Raw genomic sequence first — 18,800 nt, 5'->3', positions numbered from 1 at the left:
CATGTTTATTCTTGCCCCGTATTGAAGTAAAAAGGTATTTGCTGGGTTGGTATTATAGTATAAGTTAAAAATTATACTTCCATAAACAGGGCCTAACAGGCAAAAAAGTATAACCTTATTGGGTGAAATATGAAGTAAATGCATTAATAATGGCTAACGTTTTTTAACGTGTTGTTGAAGATGAAAACTTAACTCCCTTAATCGATGGAATTTTTAAAAAGCTAATTTTAGCTTAATCAGGGTGTATTCTTATAAATATCCTATTTTAAATCTTACTTCAGATGAAAAGATCTATCTGTTAAAATAAAAGCTATTTCTGTTTGGTTAACCGTTTTACCACTCATTAAACGATAATTTAAGATTATATAATGTTAAAAGAATATTATATAAAGCCTACCCTGCCAGTTTACATTTGATTAATCAATTATAAACAAAATTTTATGGGAAAAATTTTACGAATAGCTCTGCTGTTTGTATCCTTGCTATGCTGTGTCCAATCCTGGGCACAAACTGCAGGAACTGTTATTACAGGAACAGTATCAGATGACAAAGGTGTTACCCTGCCTGGGGTAACTGTTACCCTAAAAAACACCAAAACCACTGCTGTTACCGATATTAACGGTAAGTACAGAATTACAGTGCCAGGTGCAAACAGCATATTGGTTTTTGCTTTTATCGGTTTAGAAAGTAAAGAAGTTGCTGTTGGAGCCAAAACAGTACTGGATGTAACCTTGGGCCAGGGTGCAGCCAAGGCCTTAAATGATGTGGTGGTTATTGGTTATGGTACCCAAAAAAGGGGAGACGTGAATGGTGCAATCACATCAGTAACGGCTGCTCAGATTGCTGACCTGCCACAGCCAAGCGTTGATCAGATGTTGCAAGGTAAAGCTGCAGGTGTAACCGTGGTTCAAAACTCAGGCGCACCGGGTAGTAACACATCCGTGCGGGTACGTGGGGTAACCGCATTTGGTAGCAGTGAGCCGCTTTACGTAATAGATGGTGTTGAACGGCAGGGATCTGCTCCAACCGCTCAACTGGGTCGCCCGGGCGGTGGTCAGGATGAAACTGGTGTTAGTGCGTTGGCAACCATCAACCCTGATGATATCGAGTCGATAGACATTTTAAAAGATGCATCGGCAACAGCTATATATGGTAGCCGTGGTGCAAACGGTGTTATAATCATTACCACCAAACGTGGTAAAAACGGTGCCCCAGTAGTTACTTATGATGGTTTTGTAGGTATACAAAAGCAGGGCAGATTTATTGACATGATGAACCTGCAGCAGTATGCTACGCTGCAAAACCGCCTGGCCCCATCTTTTCGCATACAGCCGCGTGCTGAGTTTGCAGATCCAAGTGTGTTAGGTCCGGGTACCGACTGGCAAAAAGCGATATTTCGCAGTGCTTTTGAGCAAAGCCATAATGTTTCCATTTCGGGTGCAACCAACATAACTGATTTTTACGTATCAGGCGGCTATTTTAAGCAGACCGGTACCATCATCGGCAGTGATTTTGATCGTTACAGTATCCGGGCTAATGTAAACTCACAAGCTAAGCCTTGGTTAAAAATGGGTACTACCTTTGGAGCCAGCCGAAGCAATACCAATGCTGTTATTGGTAATAACACAGGTGTAGTTTACTACGCATTACTGGCCTCTCCGGATCAGGCGGTATATAACGCGGATGGCTCTTTCGCCGGCCCGCAGGAAGATATAAACGGCCAGCGCTTAGGCGGTGTTAACCCTGTTCAGCAGGCATTGAGCGTTTCCAATAAAACTACCCGTAATAACGTAAACGGTAACTTATATGCCGAAATCAGATTTCTTAAAGATTTTAATTTAAGATCTGAAGTGAGTGCTGATTTTAACTGGAATGATGCGCAGGTGTTTAACCCTACCTATTCATATGGGGCACCTGGCAGTACCAATCCTATTACCAACAATCTGGCTACTTTAAATCGCCTGATCAGCAACTCTACCTACTGGAGCTGGAAAGAAACGTTAAATTATACCCACACCTTTGGAAAGCACAGCGTAAACGGGTTAATAGGTCGTGATGTTTGGATGTCAACCTATAACAACGTTCCGCTTTCTGGTTCTAACTTTATTGCTGGTAACAGTATCCAAAGTATTGCCCTGGCTAACACAGTAGGTTCAAATATTGCAGAACAGAAAGGCACCACCACCATGGAGTCTTACCTGGCACGTTTAATTTATACTTTTAATAACAAATACAGCATCACGGCAAACATCCGTAGCGATAAAACCTCAAACTTTGCCGAAGGTCATCAAACCGGTTATTTCCCTGGTGTGGCCGTGTCATGGAGATTGTCTGATGAGTCTTTTATGGCATCAACCAAATCTGTTGTGGATAATATTAAAATCAGGGCAGGTTACGGTGCTGTAGGTAATTCAAATGTTCCGCAATATGTATACGGAGCCTCATTAAGAGCTGTGGCAACGGCATTCGGTACCGGTTTTATTCTTAACAACGTAGCTAATCCTAATCTTACCTGGCAGCATGCGCTGCAAAAAAACATAGGTGTTGATTTTACCTTGTTTAACCGCATTGATGGTGCGTTTGATTATTATGTAAAAACCTCGAGCAAGTTTCTGTTTCAACAGCCGCTGCCTTATTTCCTGTTAGGTGGTCCTAATGAATATGATGATAACCCGGCAGGTATACAGCCGCCATACATCAATGCCGGCGAAATTCGGAATGCCGGTTTCGATCTGGCTATCAACAGTCGCAACATTGTTAGCAAAAACTTTAAGTGGTCTACAAACCTAACTTTAAGCCACTATAACAACAAGGTAACCTCCCTAAATGGTGCTCCGGAAATTAACACATCAATTACCAGCAGCTATGTTAGCTTTTCGCCAACAAGAACCACTGTTGGATACCCGGTGGGTGAGTTTTACGGCTATAAAGTGCAAGGTGTGGTTAAAACCGAAGATCAATTACGTTACCTGGCGGCACATCCGCAAAACGTAACTGGCAGCTCCCCTCAAATTGTTACTAATGATCCTAATGTTGCCAACTCCATTTGGCTGGGTGATTTGCAATATGTGGATGTGAATGGTGACGGTAAGGTAGATGTAAATGACCGTACTCCGTTAGGCAGCCCTAACCCAACGCTTACCTACGGCTTTACCAATACCTTCAACTACAAAGATTTTGACCTGTCGCTGTTCTTCTACGGTTCATACGGCGGCAAAATATTAAACGTATTGCGTTATCAAACTGAAGGTTTAGGCAGCTTATACCTGAACCAAACTGCAGATGCGGCAAACTTCTGGACGCCTGCTAATTCTAGTTCAAACATTCCTGCGCCAAGGGCTGGCATTGATAACCCTAACCTGGTAATGTCTGATCGGTTTTTGGAAAGTGCTTCTTTCCTGCGTTTACAAAATGCCCGGGTAGGTTATACCTTGCCTTCACGGTGGGCCAAATACGCAGCTTTAAGAACCCTGAAAGTTTATGTAAGCGGGCAAAATTTGTTTGTGATAACCAAGTATAAAGGTCTGGATCCGGAAGTGGGCTCACTCAACCAAAACCCAACCTTGTCAAACATCGATTTAGGACGATATCCTAACCCTCGCATTTTCACATTTGGAGTTAACGCATCGTTTTAATCAAGCAGATCTCACAACATGAAAAATTATCTGAAATACATATATGGTGCAGCTGCTGTTTTGAGTATAACAGCTACAGGTTGCAAAAAAGACTTTTTTAATCGCCCGCCAGAATCGGGCGTTACAGTGGGTAACTATTACCAGACCGCCGAGCAGGTGCGTAACAGCACCAACGGCCTGTACGGTTCTCCATGGTTTGGCTGGAACAACAAAGCGGGCTGGTCAATCACGGAACTGGCCGGAGGTAACGGCCGCACTTATTCGTCGGACGTGATTGCCTTCATGAACCTGAATGTCTCCAATACCAATCCTTTGATTTTGGCGGCATGGGATTCACCTTTTACCGTTATTGCGCAGGCAAATGGTATATTAAACAATCTGCCCACATCTGTACCTGCCTCGGTGCCTACAGCCGTGGTAAATAATGCTTTGGGCGAGGCACGCCTGATGCGGGCAACAGCTTACTTTTACTTAGTACGCACATTTGGTAACGTGCCATTAATAGAAAATCCGCTGGATTATGTGAATAATTCGCAAGCTGTTCCGAGCAATCCGGTAAGTGATGTTTACAAATTTATTGTGCGCGATTTGCAGTTTGCTGAAGCCAATTGCTCAGCAGGTGTAACGGCTACGGGCCATGGATCAAGCGGCTCGGCATCTGCATTGCTGGCCAAGGTTTACCTGTATATGCAGGATTACGCCAATGCACGTAAACAGGCAGAGAAGGTAATTAACAGCGGTGAGTTTTCACTGCTGCCCAATATTAATGACCTGTTCAAGACAGCAAACAACAACAATAAAGAATCGATACTGGCCATGCAATGGATTCATAACGGCGGGTATGATTATGGTAACTCTATTCAGGCATCATGGGCTTTCAGTAGTGCAATTACCCAAACCGGCGACGGTTATGGTGTATTAGGTCCATCATTTGACTTACAAAATGCATTTAAAGAAGAAGGTGGCGATAGTACCCGCAGGCATGCTACCTATATGGTAGGCGGCAGTTATTATTCTGAAATTAATCAGGCTGGCGGCGGTTATAAATTTCCGTTCAATGGTAGTGGTGCCGGCACACATGCCGCGCCTAAAAAATACGTTGTTGGCTCACCTGCCGACAATGGCGGCAAGAGTGCAGCGCAGGCAACCGCGCTTAATACGTACATTATGCGTTATGCGGATGTACTGTTGATAGAGGCCGAAGCCATATTGGGCCAGCAGGCAGGGGTAAATGCCGGACAAGGTATTCCTTTCACCGCCAGCACATCAGATGCCACCGCGTTGAAATATTTTAACATGGTTAGGAAACGGGTAAATGTGCCCGAAGTAACCAGCTTTACCTACAGGGACTTGCTTAGAGAGCGCCGGTTGGAATTTGCGCTTGAGCAGGATTACTGGTTTGATTTAGGTCGTATTGACGGTTATAATGTAACCAAACACCCAAGAGCCATAGCAATTATCAATAACCAGGAGCGTGGCGATTCGAGCGGAGGATCAGAACCGTACTATCAGGATTATGAAATTTATAGCAAAAAGGTTACTGCAACCGATGCAAATTTTGTGTTCCCTATCCCGGTAAGAGAAACTACAGCTAATCCGGCTTTATTGCAGCCACCTGTTCCTTATGTGTTTAAGTAATAAGCTATTTAAAAAAGACATTGTATGAAAAAGATTAATATAATTAAGTGTCACTTGGTACTGGCTTTCGGGTTGGTGCTCAGTTTTGCATCGTGCAAAAAAAGTGATACCGATGAGAACGGGCAGCTTAAAGCAGGTAAAGGTGCACCTACTATTACCGGCGTGCGTACATTAAGCCGCTCAACCGTTGATTCATCCCGAACTGAAACCTATACTACCTATAGCAGTAACGGTACGGTAAAAGACACCGTAATTCCTAATTACAATCCGGTGCTAACGCCGCTTGATTCGGCCACGGTTACCGGTAAATTGGGCAGCTATTACGTTATACAGGGCTCAAATCTGGGAAGTACAACCCAGATATTGCTCAATAATGTAAACGTGATTTTTAACAGGGCGTTAAGTTCTGATAACGCTGTTATTTTTAATATTCCTGCTAATGTTCCTGTTGTGCAGCCGCAGCCTAATACTTTACAGGTTGTTACTTTAAATGGCTCAGCAACTTATAGCTTCACAACTTTGCCGCCGCCGCCAACAGTTTCGGCAGTTTCTGACTTCAACTTTGCGGAAGGTTCGCAAATTACCCTAAAAGGCAGGGGCTTTGCTGATGTAACTGCCGTTACCTTAACTAAAGGAGGTGCTGCTGCAACAATTCTAAGTAAGGCAGATACCCAACTGGTAATACGTATGCCAGCTACCACTGCTACCCGCACCACATTGTCGTTTGCTTATACGTCGGGAGGTAAAACTTTAAATACCGGTTCCAGTACAGAGTTTGTTTCATTAAGCAATAACTATCTTTTGTTTGCCGAAGATTATGTAAATGGCTGGAGCGATAACTCCTGGTCACATCCATCGGGCACAACTACAGAGGCCGCAAAAAGAGGAACAGCCTCTTTCAGGTTAAATTACCCTGCGGGTGGCTGGCAGATAGAGGGCCTGAAGAATGATGCTGGTTTTAACTATTCATCAGATTATAAATACCTCACGTTTTGGATTAAAGGTGGCGTTGCTGCTCATAAACTGGTAATTGTGGGCGAGCAGATAAAAGGCGGCTGGGCGCAAACCACGCCAGAAAATGCGTATGCTGCGCAGATAATCGATGTTCCTAAAAATGTATGGACTTACGTTAAAATACCGCTATCATCAGACCGTTCTACAACTAACCCAAGGTTGCTTAATGTTTGGGAAAATAGTACCACCACACATAGCCTTGGGTTATTCCTGAAAGGAAGTGATGGCGACGTGAATGAAGCTATGTATATAGATGATGTTATGTTTGTAAAATAACATGTTCTTAACCCTAAGCCAGGCTGTATTGCCTGGCTTTTTTTGTTGCTGCCAAAGTATTCGGGTTAAAAAAGTATTATATTGCTTTACCAATTAAACTATTTTATGATAACCAATGTAATGCACGAAATTACGCCGCTAACGCCTGGCGATTGCTTTACAATTTTTTCGAGAGTAAAACAGAAATTTGACTTTCCGCTCCATTACCATGATGAGTTTGAGCTGAATCTGATCTTGAATGCAGCAGGCGCCAAGCGTATTGTGGGCAGCCATATGGAGGTGATTGATGATTTGGAACTGATATTAGTAGGACCTAATGTGTACCATGCCTGGATGACGCATCAATGCAGCAGTGAGGCAATTACAGAAATCACCATCCAATTTCACAAAGACCTGTTTGATGATAAGATGCTTAGCCGAAATCAGCTGAGTTTTTTAAAAAGCATGCTGGATCGTTCGCAGCGAGGTGTGTCTTTTTCACCCGAAACCATTACGGCATTGAAGGACCGGATCATGTCGCTAAGTCAAAAAACAGGATTTGATTCTGTTTTGGAACTGATGTCTATCCTGCATGATTTGTCAATCTCCCGCAATATGAAAACGCTTTCGGAGCCGTCTTTCGGTAACGAAAAGCCTGTTTATAATAGCCGCCGTATCGAGAAGGTATTTGAGTATATGAATGCGAGTTACAGTAAGCCTATAACCCTGGCCGAGGTAGCTAAGATAGCTAACATGCCCGAAGCCTCCTTTAGTCGTTTCATTAAAAAGCGTACCAATAAAACCTTTATTGATAGCTTGAACGAAATACGGCTTGGTCATGCGTCCCGCATGTTGATTGATACCACGTACACTGTTGCCGAGATAGCTTACAAATGCGGCTTCAATAATATTTCCAATTTTAACCGGTTATTTAAACGCAAAAAGTTGTGCATTCCAAAAGAGTTTCGCGAAACGTATGTTGGCAACCGGGTATTTATATAAGGCTTGTATTTGCATAAATACATACTCTTTCGTTAAAATAGTATTATCCATTCTTCCTGTTCAGAAATATCTTTGAAAAGCCAGTTATTTCACCTTCTGAATCAGTTTTATCCATTCTTAATTGTTGCCTTCGGATTGGTTGATAGCTTATGCACCTAAAACATGAAATTATCATTTATTGATGCTGCTATAATTATTCTTTATCTGCTTACAACCGTATTTATTGGGTTTTGGTACAAAAACAAAGCGCGGCAAAATAAGGAGAGCTATATGCTGGGCGGCAAAACCCTGCCCTGGTATATGCTTGGATTAAGCGATGCATCAGATATGTTTGACATTAGCGGCACCATGTGGATGGTAAGCCTGTGCTTTACTTACGGTATGAAAAGCATTTGGATACCCTGGTTATGGCCTGTATTTAACCAGGTTTTCCTGATGATGTATTTATCGCGCTGGCTACGCCGCTCTAATGCCACAACTGGCGCTGAGTGGCTCGAGACCCGCTTTGGCAGAACCGGACCCGGTGTAGGCAATTCACACAAGGTAGTTATTGTGTTTGCACTATTAAGCTGCCTGGCATTCTTAGCCTACGGCTTTATTGGCTTAGGTAAGTTTATTGAAATTTTTGTGCCCTGGGATATGGTAAAATCTTATGTTCCTTTTAATGTGGCCCCACAATATGTGCCTCATATATATGGCATTATATTTACGCTTTTTGCTATGTTTTACTCCATTTTAGGAGGGATGCACAGCATCGTACTGGGCGATGTGATCAAGTACATCGTCATGACGGTGGCTTGCATATGGGTAGCTGTTATTACGGTTATAAAACTTAAATCGGGCAGTATACACGTGCCCGAAAACTGGTACAACCCCTTCTTTAGTTCCCGGCTTGATTTAGACTGGTCGCGCATCATCCCTGAGGTAAACCGTAAAATTAAAAGCGATGGTTATTCGTTATTCGCCATCTTTTTTATGATGATGACCTTTAAGGGCTTCTTTGCAGCCCTGGCGGGCCCGGCACCTAATTATGATATGCAAAAAATACTTTCCACCCGTTCGCCCGAAGAGGCCAGCAAAATGAGTGGATTTGTATCTATCATCCTGTTACCAATCCGTTATGCGCTGGTAATAGGATTAACTGTATTAGGGCTGATGTACTTCAAGCAAATGAATCTCAAAAGTGCTGGCGGAGATATCGATTTTGAACGCATTTTGCCGGTGGTAATCAATAACTTTTTACCGGTTGGCCTGGTTGGATTGCTGCTTACCGGTTTGCTGGGTGCTTTTATGGGTACTTTCAGTGGCACCTTAAATGCGGCACAGGCCTACATCGTGAATGATATTTATTTAAAATATATAAACCCCAAAGCCAATACCCGCAAAATCATCTACATGAATTATATCGTAGGCATAGCGGTGGTAACTGTTGGTGTAATACTGGGGTTTTTTGTGCGCGATGTAAGCCAGATACTTAACTGGATTGTATCGGCCTTGTATGGTGGCTACATTGCATCAAATGTGCTTAAGTGGCATTGGTGGCGCTTTAATGCCAATGGTTTTTTCTGGGGCATGTTATCGGGCATTGTTACGGCTATGGTATTATCAAAACTGGTGGCTGATGACAAGTTGCTGTATTACTTCCCGGTACTGTTCGGTGTCTCGTTAGCCGGATCGGTTATCGGAGCTTACGCTACCCCGGCAACCGATATGGTTGTACTTAAAGCCTTTTATAGTAACGTCAGACCCTGGGGTTTTTGGGATCCTGTTAAAGCGCAGGTAATAGCCGATAATCCGGATTTTATACCCAATAAAAATTTCAAGCTTAATATGTTCAACGTAGTGCTGGGGGTAATAGCGCAATTATGCCTTACCATACTGCCTATGTACCTGATATTGATGCAACAACTGCCTTTGCTCATAACAGTAGCCCTACTGCTGGTTATTGTGCTTATTTTAAAAAGAACCTGGTGGGATAAATTAAAAGATTATTAATGATATGATACAGGATTTTGAAGCTAAACTGAACCAACTCCAGCATAAGCATCAGCAGCTACTCAGCAGGGCTAACGAGCCTGTTGAAAGTACCAACGGCATTTATCAGCGTTACCGTTTCCCTGTGCTTACGGCCGAACATGCTCCGCTTAACTGGCGGTACGATTTTAATCCCGAAAGTAATCCGTTTTTAATGGAGCGTATTGGCGTTAACGGTGTGTTTAATGCCGGGGCCATTAAGTGGAACAATAAATATTTGATGGTGGCCAGGGTTGAAGGCGTTGATCGTAAATCGTTTTTTGCGGTGGCTGAGAGTCTCAACGGGGTGGATAACTTTAAGTTTTGGGAGTACCCGGTTACCATGCCCGAAACGGATGAACCTGATACTAATGTATATGACATTCGCTTAACCGGGCATGAAGATGGCTGGATATATGGCTTGTTTTGCACCGAGCGGCGCGATCCTTCAGCCCCGGCGTATGATCAGTCGATGGCGGTGGCTGCCTGCGGCATTGCCCGTACCAAAGATATGGTAAACTGGGAGCGCCTGCCCGATTTGCAAACCAGATCCGCACAGCAACGCAACGTAGTGTTGCACCCCGATTTTGTAGAAGGTAAATACGCATTCTATACCCGCCCGCAGGATAGCTTTATCGAAGCCGGTACCGGCGGTGGCATCGGTTTCGGCTTGTGTGATGATATTACTCACCCGGTTATTGATCAGGAAGTTATCATCGATAATAAAAATTACCATACGGTTTATGAAGCTAAGAACGGCCAGGGGCCGGCCCCCATCAAAACTGAAAAAGGCTGGCTGCATTTGGCGCATGGCGTACGCAATACGGCAGCCGGCCTGCGCTACGTTTTGTATATGTTCATGACCGACTTAAATGATCTGACGAAAGTGATTTATAAGCCTGCCGGCTACTTTTTAGCCCCCGAGGGCGAAGAGCGTGTAGGCGATGTATCTAACGTTGTGTTCTGCAACGGCTGGATCAAGGATGATGACGGAACGGTATATATCTATTACGCATCATCGGATACGCGTATGCATGTGGCCGTATCAACAGTTGATAAGCTGGTGGATTATGTAATGAATACCCCTGCCGATGGTTTCCGTTCGGCTACCTCGGTACAATCCATTTATAAACTGATTGATCATAACAAGCAGGCAGCTTTAGTACAAGAATAATGGGATGCTAAACGAATTGATTATTAACCAGCAATTGCAACAGTACCGGCAGGAGGTAACCGCCGAACTACACAATATATTGAGCTATTGGCTGCAATATACGCCCGATCATGAAAACGGCGGTTATTACGGAAAGATAGATCATGAAAATAAGGTTGATGCTGAGGCACCTAAAGGTGCTGTATTGCATGCTCGTGTGCTGTGGGCTTTTTCGGCTGCTTGTAATCATGAATTTAATGAAACCTACCTGAGTGAGGCGCGCAGGGCTTATGCCTATATAGTAAAGCATTTTATTGATCCACAACATGGCGGCGTTTACTGGACGGTTAATTACCAGGGCCAGCCTTTGGATACGAAGAAACAAGTGTATGCTAACGCCTTTGTTATTTATGCATTAGCAGAATATTATATCGTCTCAGGAGAGCAGGAGGCGAAAGAACAGGCCATTAATCTTTACAGGTTACTGGTTAATAAAAGTTATGATACGGAGCTTACCGGCTATTTTGAAGCCTTTACCCGCGAGTGGCAGGAGACAGAAGACCTGCGCCTGAGCGCCAAAGATGCCAACGAAAAGAAAACCATGAACACGCACCTGCATGTGCTGGAGGCTTACACCAACTTATACCGTATTTGGCCCGATGCAGAATTAAAACAGCAAATGGTTACCCTGTTACATAACTTTCTGGATTATATTGTAGATGTAAAAAGTGGTCACCTCGTGCTGTTTTTTGATGAGCGGTGGAACCGCCGCTCTGATACGATATCTTACGGACACGACATTGAAGCTGCATGGCTGTTGCTGGAAGCAGCAGAGGTAATTGAAGATCACGAACTAATTGAAAAGTTAAAATCGCTCGCTGTTCAAATGGCCAATGCTGCAATTGAAGGGGTGGATACTGATGGTGGCTTATGGTATGAATACGAACCTACCCAAAATCATTTGATAAAAGAAAAGCATTGGTGGGTACAATCAGAAGCGATGGTGGGCTTTATGAACGCATGGCAAATCAGTAAAGATGATCGCTATGCTACGCTATCCTTACGCAATTGGGCGTTTGTAAAAATACATATTTTGGATCAAAGCGGCGGCGAGTGGGTGTGGGGCATTTATGCCGATGGAAGCCTGATGCCGGGCGAAGATAAAGCGGGTTTGTGGAAATGCCCGTACCACAATAGCCGGGCTTGTATAGAAATAGCCAAACGTTTAAACCAAGTAAACTAACCAACAGAATCACTAAAACCTATGATGATGAATATGTATAAACGAATAGCGCTTACTGGCTTACTGGGCTTTTTAACAGGTACGGCCGTGTTTGCACAAGAAGAAGCGCCGGTACAGGTGCAAAAATCGGCCAATGCTAAAGTGACTAACCTCGCGCCAACCCCACCCATGGGCTGGAACAGCTGGAATACTTTTCAAACCCGTATCGACGAAAAGCTGCTGCGTGATATGGTAGATACTTATGTGGCATCGGGCATGCGCGATGCCGGTTACCAGTATTTTACGCTGGATGACGGCTGGATGTCAATGGAGCGTGATAAAAACGGGCAGTTGGAAGCCGATCCTAAAAAATTTCCATCAGGGATGAAAGCCTTTGCCGATTATGTACACTCAAAAGGATTAAAGTTTGGTATATATAATTGTGCAGGCGACCGTACCTGCGCCGGCTATCCGGGTACCCGGGGGCATGAGTATGAAGATGCCCGCCTTTACGCCTCATGGGGTGTGGACTTTTTGAAATATGACTGGTGTAATACTGATAGCCTGAACGCCCGTGAGGCCTATATTACTATGGCCCGTGCATTGCAGGCAACCGGCCGGCCTGTTTTATTTAGTTTATGCGAATGGGGTAACCACCAGCCCTGGCTTTGGGCAAACGGTGTGGGCGAAATGTATCGTGCCACAGGCGATATTACCGCTAACTTTGATAAGGATAAGCACATGGGCACCTGGACGGCCTTAAGCGTGTTAACCATTGTAGATAAACAACCCGCCATACGGCAATTTAACGGGCCAAACCATTGGAATGACCCGGATATGCTGGAAGTTGGTAATGGCATGAGCCCTACAGAAGACAAGGCACATTTCACCATGTGGTGTATACTGTCGGCCCCGTTGGTAGCAGGTAATGATCTGCGTAAAATGAGCGAACAAACCAAAAGCATTTTAACCAATAAAGAACTGGTAGCGATTGATCAGGATAAGTTGGGCATTGCAGCTTACCGTAGCTCGGCGGTTAATGGTTTAGAAACATGGATCAAGCCCTTAAGTAATGGCAAGTGGGCTGTATGCTTTTTGAACCGTAGCGATAAACCGCAGGCGCTTAACCACGTTTGGGCACAAAATGCACTAAACGATAGCTTTTCAAAGCGCGGAGCCGACTTTACCCAATCAACCTATAAGCTACATGATGTTTGGGCTAAAAAGGATGTTGGTACTACTAAAAAAGCTTTCAGGCAAACTATTCCGGCGCATGATGTGGTGCTGCTAACGCTAACCAAATAACTGTAGTTGCAATCAATGAAACGTTTGTTAAAGATAGCTTTACTGGGGGCATTGCTTTATTGCGGCGACAATGCAAGGGCACAAATTTATGCACCTTCCGACCCGCAGGCTACGCCCGAAACCCGCTTTTTGTTTGCCAGTATGCAGCGCCTGCAAGGGGCCGGGGTGATGTTTGGTCATCATGATGATACGGCTTATGGCGTAGGCTGGAAGTTTGATGCCAACCGGTCGGATGTGAAAAGTGTGACCGGGGCGTATCCGGCTATATACGGCTGGGATTTTGCCCGTTTGGAACATAACAGCAAACTGGATATTAACGGCACCCCGTTTAAACTGCAACGCAAGCTGGTGCAACAAGCCTACCGCCGTGGTGGTATCAATACTTTTTGCTGGCACATGGATAACCCGTTTAATGATAAAACAGCCTGGGATACCACGCACAATTCCGTAAAAGAGATTTTACCAGGCGGCAGTGCTCATGCCAAATACATACAGTACCTCGATCATGTGGCTGGTTATGTACGCAGCTTAAAAGGCGATAATGGCGAGGCTATTCCTATCCTGTTTCGCCCGTTTCATGAGCTAACGGGCAACTGGTTTTGGTGGTGCCGCAATACCTGTACGCCTGATGAGTTTAAAGAGCTATGGCGTTTCACGGTGGATTACCTCCGTCAGCAGAAAAAGATTTATAACTTTTTGATAGTATACTCGGTAGCTGATTTTGATACCAAGGCTGATTTTTTGGCCCGTTACCCGGGCGATGCGTATGTAGACTTTATTGGCTTTGATAACTATTGCTACAAAAGTGTACCCGACTATCAACAAAAGTTAGGAATGCGCCTCGCCCTGCAGCAAGAAATTGCTGCCGAACATCATAAAGTGACCTGCCTGGCCGAAACCGGTTATGAGCAGATACCCATGGCCAACTGGTGGACTACCGTACTGCTGCCCGAACTGCAAAAAAATAACAAAACAGCCTACGTGCTGGCCTGGCGCAATGGCCGGCCCGATCATTATTACACGCCTTATCCAGGGCAGGTAAGCGAGCAGGATTTTGTTAAGTTTTTTAATAACCCGGTCAATATCTTTCAAAACCGACTTACGCCGTTGGCCGTATATGGGCACTATATTTTACCCGAAAAAGTAAAGTAACCCAACAAACAGAAAATCCCGATAGTATTACCACCGGGATATTCTGTTATGTAATCTATCAGTTATTCACTAAACGTTAGTAAGGAGTGCTGGCTGGCAGTATGCAGGTCGCGCCATACCTGGTTTATTTCAGTATCGGGCGATGCCGCCTGTAAGCCGCAATAAGGATACAGTAAATCAACACTTTCGCGGGATAGCTGTGCAAGCAATCTGCTGGTGCGGCTTACGGCTTTCAGTAAGCTATCTTCATTCAATTGTTGGTCTGGCAAAGCCTGCCAGGAAGCATCCACCGCCTGATAAAAACTATCGCGCATAGCCTGTAAATTATCTTTTACGTCACGCAGTGTATCTTGTAGCACGGTTTTTTGCATGCCGGTCAACTTAGGCTGTTGTAACTTTTGCTGAAAAACATCCTCACACAAATCAACAAAGTGCATGGCCATGCCCGATAGGTTGGCCGCCAGGGTAGCTTCAGCCAATTGCAAAAATGGATACTGGTACAAAGGGGCATCAACTACAGCCGCATTAGCAGCAATTTTAAAGCTCCGGTTGGTATTTACCTCCACATTATGAATATTAAACGCATGGCTGCCGGTTCCCATCATGCCTACATACTTCCAGGCAGGTACAAACTCAGCATCGGCTTTATCAACTACAAATGGCAATATCACTGGCTTGCCCATATCATCTAACACAGGCTGTCCGTTCTGGTAAATGGCGCAATTAGCTGTAAAGTGCGTAGCATGGCGTACGCCGCTGGCATACTTCCAACTGCCGTTTAACAGATATCCATTCTCGGTTATTGTAGCCGTACCCGAATCGGCACCGCTACCGGCCAGGCATACTTTTGGATCGGCAAAAAGTTGCCGGGCTGTTTCGGGCGCTAAAAAGCCGCCAAACCAGCCGGCACCGGCACATAAGGTAACTACCCAGCCCAGGCTGCCATCGGCCCAGCTCAATGCTTCTTCCAGGCGTACCAGGTCAGGCAATGGCATTTCTAACCCACCATATACAGCAGGCACCAATAATTTAAACCATTGTTGCTCATAAATCAGCTCCAGTTGTTCTGGCTGTAGTAAGCCGGCCTGCTCAGCCGCAAAGGCATGTCTGCGGATGGTATCAACCCAATCACTACGTAATAAAGCGGATGGATGCGGAATAGCGGTCATATAACTTGTTTGGCTGCTTGAGTTGATTTATAAATTTTACGCCACTCCAAATAGCCAAAGATGGCTACAATAAATAGAAACGCTGTTAGCAGCGCAAACAGAGGTAGTTCTTTATGAAACAGGAGCGGAATAGCAAACAGGTTGCTTATATTCAATACCAGCCAGTTTTCAATGCGGCGACGGGCCAGCAGCCAGGTGCCTGCCCATGCTGATGAGGATACCCAGGCATCCCAAACCGGTACGGTTGATGGCGTATAGTTTTTAAGCAGCAAATAAATAAGGCCCCAGCCGCCAAAGGCAATTAGTAAGGTTACCATCCATTCCTTACGGGTGGCATAGGCTACCTGTATTGGTGGCTGCCCTTTCCGGTACACCCACAAAACCCAGCCGTAAATGCTCATCAATACATAATAGGCGTTCAGTGCCGAATCGGCGTAAAGGCCAACCTTTAGTAGAAGGAAAATGGTAATGGCCGAGCTGGCAATACCTGCCGGGTAAAGCCATACCTTATTTTTGCGGGCCAGCAGCACTTCGGCTACACCCAGCAATACGGCAAACCACTCCCAAAAAGTGGTGTGCCGTATTTGTGTGGTCAGTAATTCAAGCCATTGCTGCATAGCGGTTAAAATCTCAGGTTAACAGAGGCCAGGAAATTGCGTGGCGCCTGCGGAAAGAAGTAGTTATAGTTAATAATATGACCGGCCTCAACATCCGGGTAGGTAGCGCCGTTTGCTTCATACTTTTTACTGAACAGGTTGTTAACCAAAAGGGTAACACCAATATTTTTAACGCCTTTTACACTGAAATTGTAATTTAACCGCAGGTCATTTACAAAGTACGATTTCAGGTAGCGGTTAACCGCATAGGGATTATTAGCCACGTCAGGAGAGGTGGTGATGCCCTGCGGGTTAGTGTTTGAGGTATTATCTAAATATTGTTTGCTTACATACTTGCTCAATAAAGCGATGCTGCCGTTTTTAACCGGTGCAAAGCTCAGCTCGCTGCCGGCAATAAATGATGGAGAAAACGCCAGGTTAGATTTGGCAAGCGTTTGTACTACCGGGTCAATCTTTTCAAAGTCGGCATTGTAATTGTCGAGTGCTTGAGTGAAATTTTTCACTTTATTAGTGCTTACAGTAGCGTTAGCACCCCAGCTTAGCTGGCGGGTAATGCGCACGCGGCCCTCGGCCTCAATACCGGCGCGGTAACTGTCTTTTACGTTAGTGCGTATTTGTGTACCCACATCGTTCAATTGCCCAGTAAGTACCAGCTGGTTTTTGTACAGCATATAAAAGCCGTTAATGCTACCGCTAAAGTTAGATTGGTTGATGCGGTAACCAACTTCAAAATCTTTCAGGTTTTCCGATTTTGGCTCTGGCTGCCCGGCAGCACGGTCAGTATAATCATTACGGTTAGGTTCGCGGTTGCCTACAGCAAATGAGGCATAAACGTTGTTATGGTCATCAATCAAATAGGTAAAACCAACTTTCGGGTTAAAAAAGTTGAAGGTTGCCCGGTTGTTGATTAGCTGCATCTTATTTTCAATACCCTGAATGTTGTAGTTTACGCGGCGGTATTGCAAATCACCATAAAGTAATACGTCACCTACCTTGTATTCTGCACGACCAAAAATGTTAAAGTCGTTCTTTTTGCCATTGTTGCGATAGTACTCATAGTTAGGAAGTATACCGGCACTTTGCTCTGTATAAAGCACGTTGCCAATATGATCGCCATCGTATTTATTATATGCGCCACCTAATATAAAGTTGAATTTATCATCAGTGCGATACTTTAATGAGTAAGTTACACCATAAAAGTTATTATCCAGCCAGCGGCGGCGCACCAGGTTGGTATTGGTAATTTTAACGCCACCAATGGTCACGGGTTTAATACCATACGTTCCGGCCAAATCGTCATTATCCTGATATTCTTCATAATAACCATAACCTCTGGTATAATGCAGCGCACCGCTGAATGATAAAGAGCGTGATATGGTTTGATCGTAAAGCAATTGGTAATGCTTTTGGGTATAATCATCTACCTGATTACGGTAGCGGTCGCCATTTGGCATAATACCCAGTTCGTTATACCGGCGCGGATTTTCACCAATGCTATCTGCATATGCCTTATTGCCAATAACATAATCCGGGATACCGTTCCAGGCCTGATAAGTACGCTCATGACCGGCAAAAACATTGGCTCTTATAACATTAGTTTTACCATAGTAAGCACCGCTTAAAAAGTAAGACTGTAAGTTAGAGGACGCCATATCAATGTACCCATCAGATGAAATGCGCGACAAGCGGCCATCGAAAGTGAATTTGCCACCCAATAAGCCGGTACCTAACTGCACCGTATTTTTAACCGTACCGTATGAACCGGCTGCGTTGTTTAATTCGGCATAAGCAGAATCGCGGCGGGTAGTGGTTTGTATATTTATACTTGCACCAAAAGCACCGGCTCCGTTGGTTGATGTACCTACGCCACGTTGTATCTGGATGTTATCTACGGATGAAGCAAAATCGGGTAAGTTTACATAGAAAGAGCCCTGGCTTTCGGCATCGTTGTAGGGGATGCCGTTGATGGTAACGTTGGTGCGCGTGCCGTCTGATCCGCGAATGCGGATACCGGTATAACCAACACCAGCGCCGGCATCAGAAGTAGTAACTACCGATGGGGTTTGATTAAGCAAAAAGGGCAAATCCTGACCCAGATTGTTTTTTTGAATATCCTTGCGGCGCAGGTTGGTAAAGGCAGTAGGCGAGTTGGCCGATGCACGGGTTGCACTCACGGTCACTTCCTCAACCTGTGTTGTAGCGTTTGCTATTTGCAGGTTAACAGTGAGGTTGCCATTTAAATTAAACGCTTTTTGAGCAGTTTGGTAACCGATATAGCTTACGGTAAGTACATAGCTGCCAGCTTTTATATTGCTAAACTGATAGTTGCCAGTTCCGTTAGTTACGGTGCTGGGCGCTAACTGCAGGCTTTTTAAAACGAGGGTAGCACCTGGCAAAGGCTGACCGGTTTGCTGGTCGATCACTTTACCGGATACGGAAAACTGTGCTGCTGCAACAAAGGGCAACAGCATGGCAATAAATGCCGAAAGTAAATTTTTCAAAATGTAATGAATCCAATTACGTTAAACCATCTGCCCGCTAAGGGAGTAAAATGCGTGCAGTATAATTAACTTATTACCTCTCTCCCTACGCCGGCATTACCCGGATCAGGTGCTGGAGTGAGTG

The 18,800-nt window shown here is 44.6% G+C and carries 12 protein-coding genes; 9 read left to right on the top strand and 3 right to left on the bottom strand.

Translation table 11 applies throughout. The annotated features are described in order from the left end of the window. Positions 1-440: 440 nt before the first annotated feature. The 9 genes from KHS38_RS19840 (at position 441) to KHS38_RS19800 (ending at position 14,389) form a co-directional block, all read left to right on the top strand. Positions 441-3,635 (top strand): SusC/RagA family TonB-linked outer membrane protein, encoded by a 3,195-nt coding sequence (locus KHS38_RS19840; RefSeq protein WP_213490304.1) that lies wholly within the window; start codon positions 441-443, stop codon positions 3,633-3,635. Positions 3,636-3,653: 18 nt separating this feature from the next. After that, positions 3,654-5,273 (top strand): RagB/SusD family nutrient uptake outer membrane protein, encoded by a 1,620-nt coding sequence (locus tag KHS38_RS19835; protein WP_213490303.1) that lies wholly within the window; start codon positions 3,654-3,656, stop codon positions 5,271-5,273. Positions 5,274-5,297: 24 nt separating this feature from the next. Then, a complete protein-coding gene (locus tag KHS38_RS19830; RefSeq protein ID WP_213490302.1) occupies positions 5,298-6,563 on the top strand; it encodes an IPT/TIG domain-containing protein in 1,266 nt (421 codons plus the stop codon). A 105-nt stretch (positions 6,564-6,668) separates the two neighbouring features. Continuing rightward, a complete protein-coding gene (locus KHS38_RS19825) occupies positions 6,669-7,544 on the top strand; it encodes an AraC family transcriptional regulator (RefSeq protein ID WP_213490301.1) in 876 nt (291 codons plus the stop codon). 162 nt (positions 7,545-7,706) lie between these two features. Next, positions 7,707-9,539: a sodium:solute symporter family protein gene (locus KHS38_RS19820; RefSeq protein WP_213490300.1), complete on the top strand. Its 1,833-nt coding sequence runs from the start codon at positions 7,707-7,709 to the stop codon at positions 9,537-9,539. Between the two features lie 4 nt (positions 9,540-9,543). Beyond that, a complete protein-coding gene (locus KHS38_RS19815; RefSeq protein WP_213490299.1) occupies positions 9,544-10,731 on the top strand; it encodes a glycoside hydrolase family 130 protein in 1,188 nt (395 codons plus the stop codon). A 4-nt stretch (positions 10,732-10,735) separates the two neighbouring features. Continuing rightward, complete coding sequence (locus tag KHS38_RS19810) at positions 10,736-11,953, top strand: AGE family epimerase/isomerase (RefSeq protein ID WP_249665490.1); 1,218 nt, start codon at positions 10,736-10,738, stop codon at positions 11,951-11,953. 33 nt (positions 11,954-11,986) lie between these two features. Further along, positions 11,987-13,237 carry a glycoside hydrolase family 27 protein gene (locus tag KHS38_RS19805; RefSeq protein WP_213490298.1) on the top strand — a complete coding sequence of 417 codons (1,251 nt, stop codon included), beginning with the start codon at positions 11,987-11,989 and terminating at the stop codon, positions 13,235-13,237. Positions 13,238-13,252: 15 nt separating this feature from the next. Then, the gene (locus tag KHS38_RS19800) at positions 13,253-14,389 is read left to right on the top strand and encodes a glycoside hydrolase family 26 protein (RefSeq protein WP_213490297.1); all 1,137 of its coding nucleotides are present in this window, start codon (positions 13,253-13,255) and stop codon (positions 14,387-14,389) included. A 62-nt stretch (positions 14,390-14,451) separates the two neighbouring features. Here the strand turns inward: KHS38_RS19800 and KHS38_RS19795 are convergent, their stop codons facing one another. Genes KHS38_RS19795 through KHS38_RS19785 form a run of 3 tightly spaced genes read right to left on the bottom strand, consistent with a single transcriptional unit; the run spans position 14,452 to position 18,676 of the window. Continuing rightward, positions 14,452-15,558 carry an acyl-CoA dehydrogenase family protein gene (locus KHS38_RS19795; protein ID WP_213490296.1) on the bottom strand — a complete coding sequence of 369 codons (1,107 nt, stop codon included), beginning with the start codon at positions 15,556-15,558 and terminating at the stop codon, positions 14,452-14,454. Continuing rightward, positions 15,555-16,175 carry a nicotinamide riboside transporter PnuC gene (pnuC, locus tag KHS38_RS19790; protein ID WP_213490295.1) on the bottom strand — a complete coding sequence of 207 codons (621 nt, stop codon included), beginning with the start codon at positions 16,173-16,175 and terminating at the stop codon, positions 15,555-15,557. The genes KHS38_RS19795 and pnuC overlap by 4 nt, the downstream gene beginning before the upstream one ends. A gap of 5 nt (positions 16,176-16,180) precedes the next feature. After that, the gene (locus KHS38_RS19785; protein ID WP_349627944.1) at positions 16,181-18,676 is read right to left on the bottom strand and encodes a TonB-dependent receptor; all 2,496 of its coding nucleotides are present in this window, start codon (positions 18,674-18,676) and stop codon (positions 16,181-16,183) included. Positions 18,677-18,800: the final 124 nt, after the last annotated feature.

Source organism: Mucilaginibacter sp. Bleaf8 (assembly GCF_018390515.1).
Classification (GTDB): Bacteria; Bacteroidota; Bacteroidia; order Sphingobacteriales; family Sphingobacteriaceae; genus Mucilaginibacter.
This window is presented reverse-complemented; position numbering and strand designations above follow the sequence as displayed.

What these genes read in the sequence shown, in the direction of transcription:
- KHS38_RS19840 (WP_213490304.1), top strand. Translation starts at nt 441, where the DNA reads ATGGGAAAAATTTTACGAATAGCTCTGCTGTTTGTATCCTTGCTATGC.
- KHS38_RS19835 (WP_213490303.1), top strand. Translation starts at nt 3,654, where the DNA reads ATGAAAAATTATCTGAAATACATATATGGTGCAGCTGCTGTTTTGAGT.
- KHS38_RS19830 (WP_213490302.1), top strand. Translation starts at nt 5,298, where the DNA reads ATGAAAAAGATTAATATAATTAAGTGTCACTTGGTACTGGCTTTCGGG.
- KHS38_RS19825 (WP_213490301.1), top strand. Translation starts at nt 6,669, where the DNA reads ATGATAACCAATGTAATGCACGAAATTACGCCGCTAACGCCTGGCGAT.
- KHS38_RS19820 (WP_213490300.1), top strand. Translation starts at nt 7,707, where the DNA reads ATGAAATTATCATTTATTGATGCTGCTATAATTATTCTTTATCTGCTT.
- KHS38_RS19815 (WP_213490299.1), top strand. Translation starts at nt 9,544, where the DNA reads ATGATACAGGATTTTGAAGCTAAACTGAACCAACTCCAGCATAAGCAT.
- KHS38_RS19810 (WP_249665490.1), top strand. Translation starts at nt 10,736, where the DNA reads ATGCTAAACGAATTGATTATTAACCAGCAATTGCAACAGTACCGGCAG.
- KHS38_RS19805 (WP_213490298.1), top strand. Translation starts at nt 11,987, where the DNA reads ATGTATAAACGAATAGCGCTTACTGGCTTACTGGGCTTTTTAACAGGT.
- KHS38_RS19800 (WP_213490297.1), top strand. Translation starts at nt 13,253, where the DNA reads ATGAAACGTTTGTTAAAGATAGCTTTACTGGGGGCATTGCTTTATTGC.
- KHS38_RS19795 (WP_213490296.1), bottom strand. Translation starts at nt 15,558, where the DNA reads ATGACCGCTATTCCGCATCCATCCGCTTTATTACGTAGTGATTGGGTT.
- pnuC (WP_213490295.1), bottom strand. Translation starts at nt 16,175, where the DNA reads ATGCAGCAATGGCTTGAATTACTGACCACACAAATACGGCACACCACT.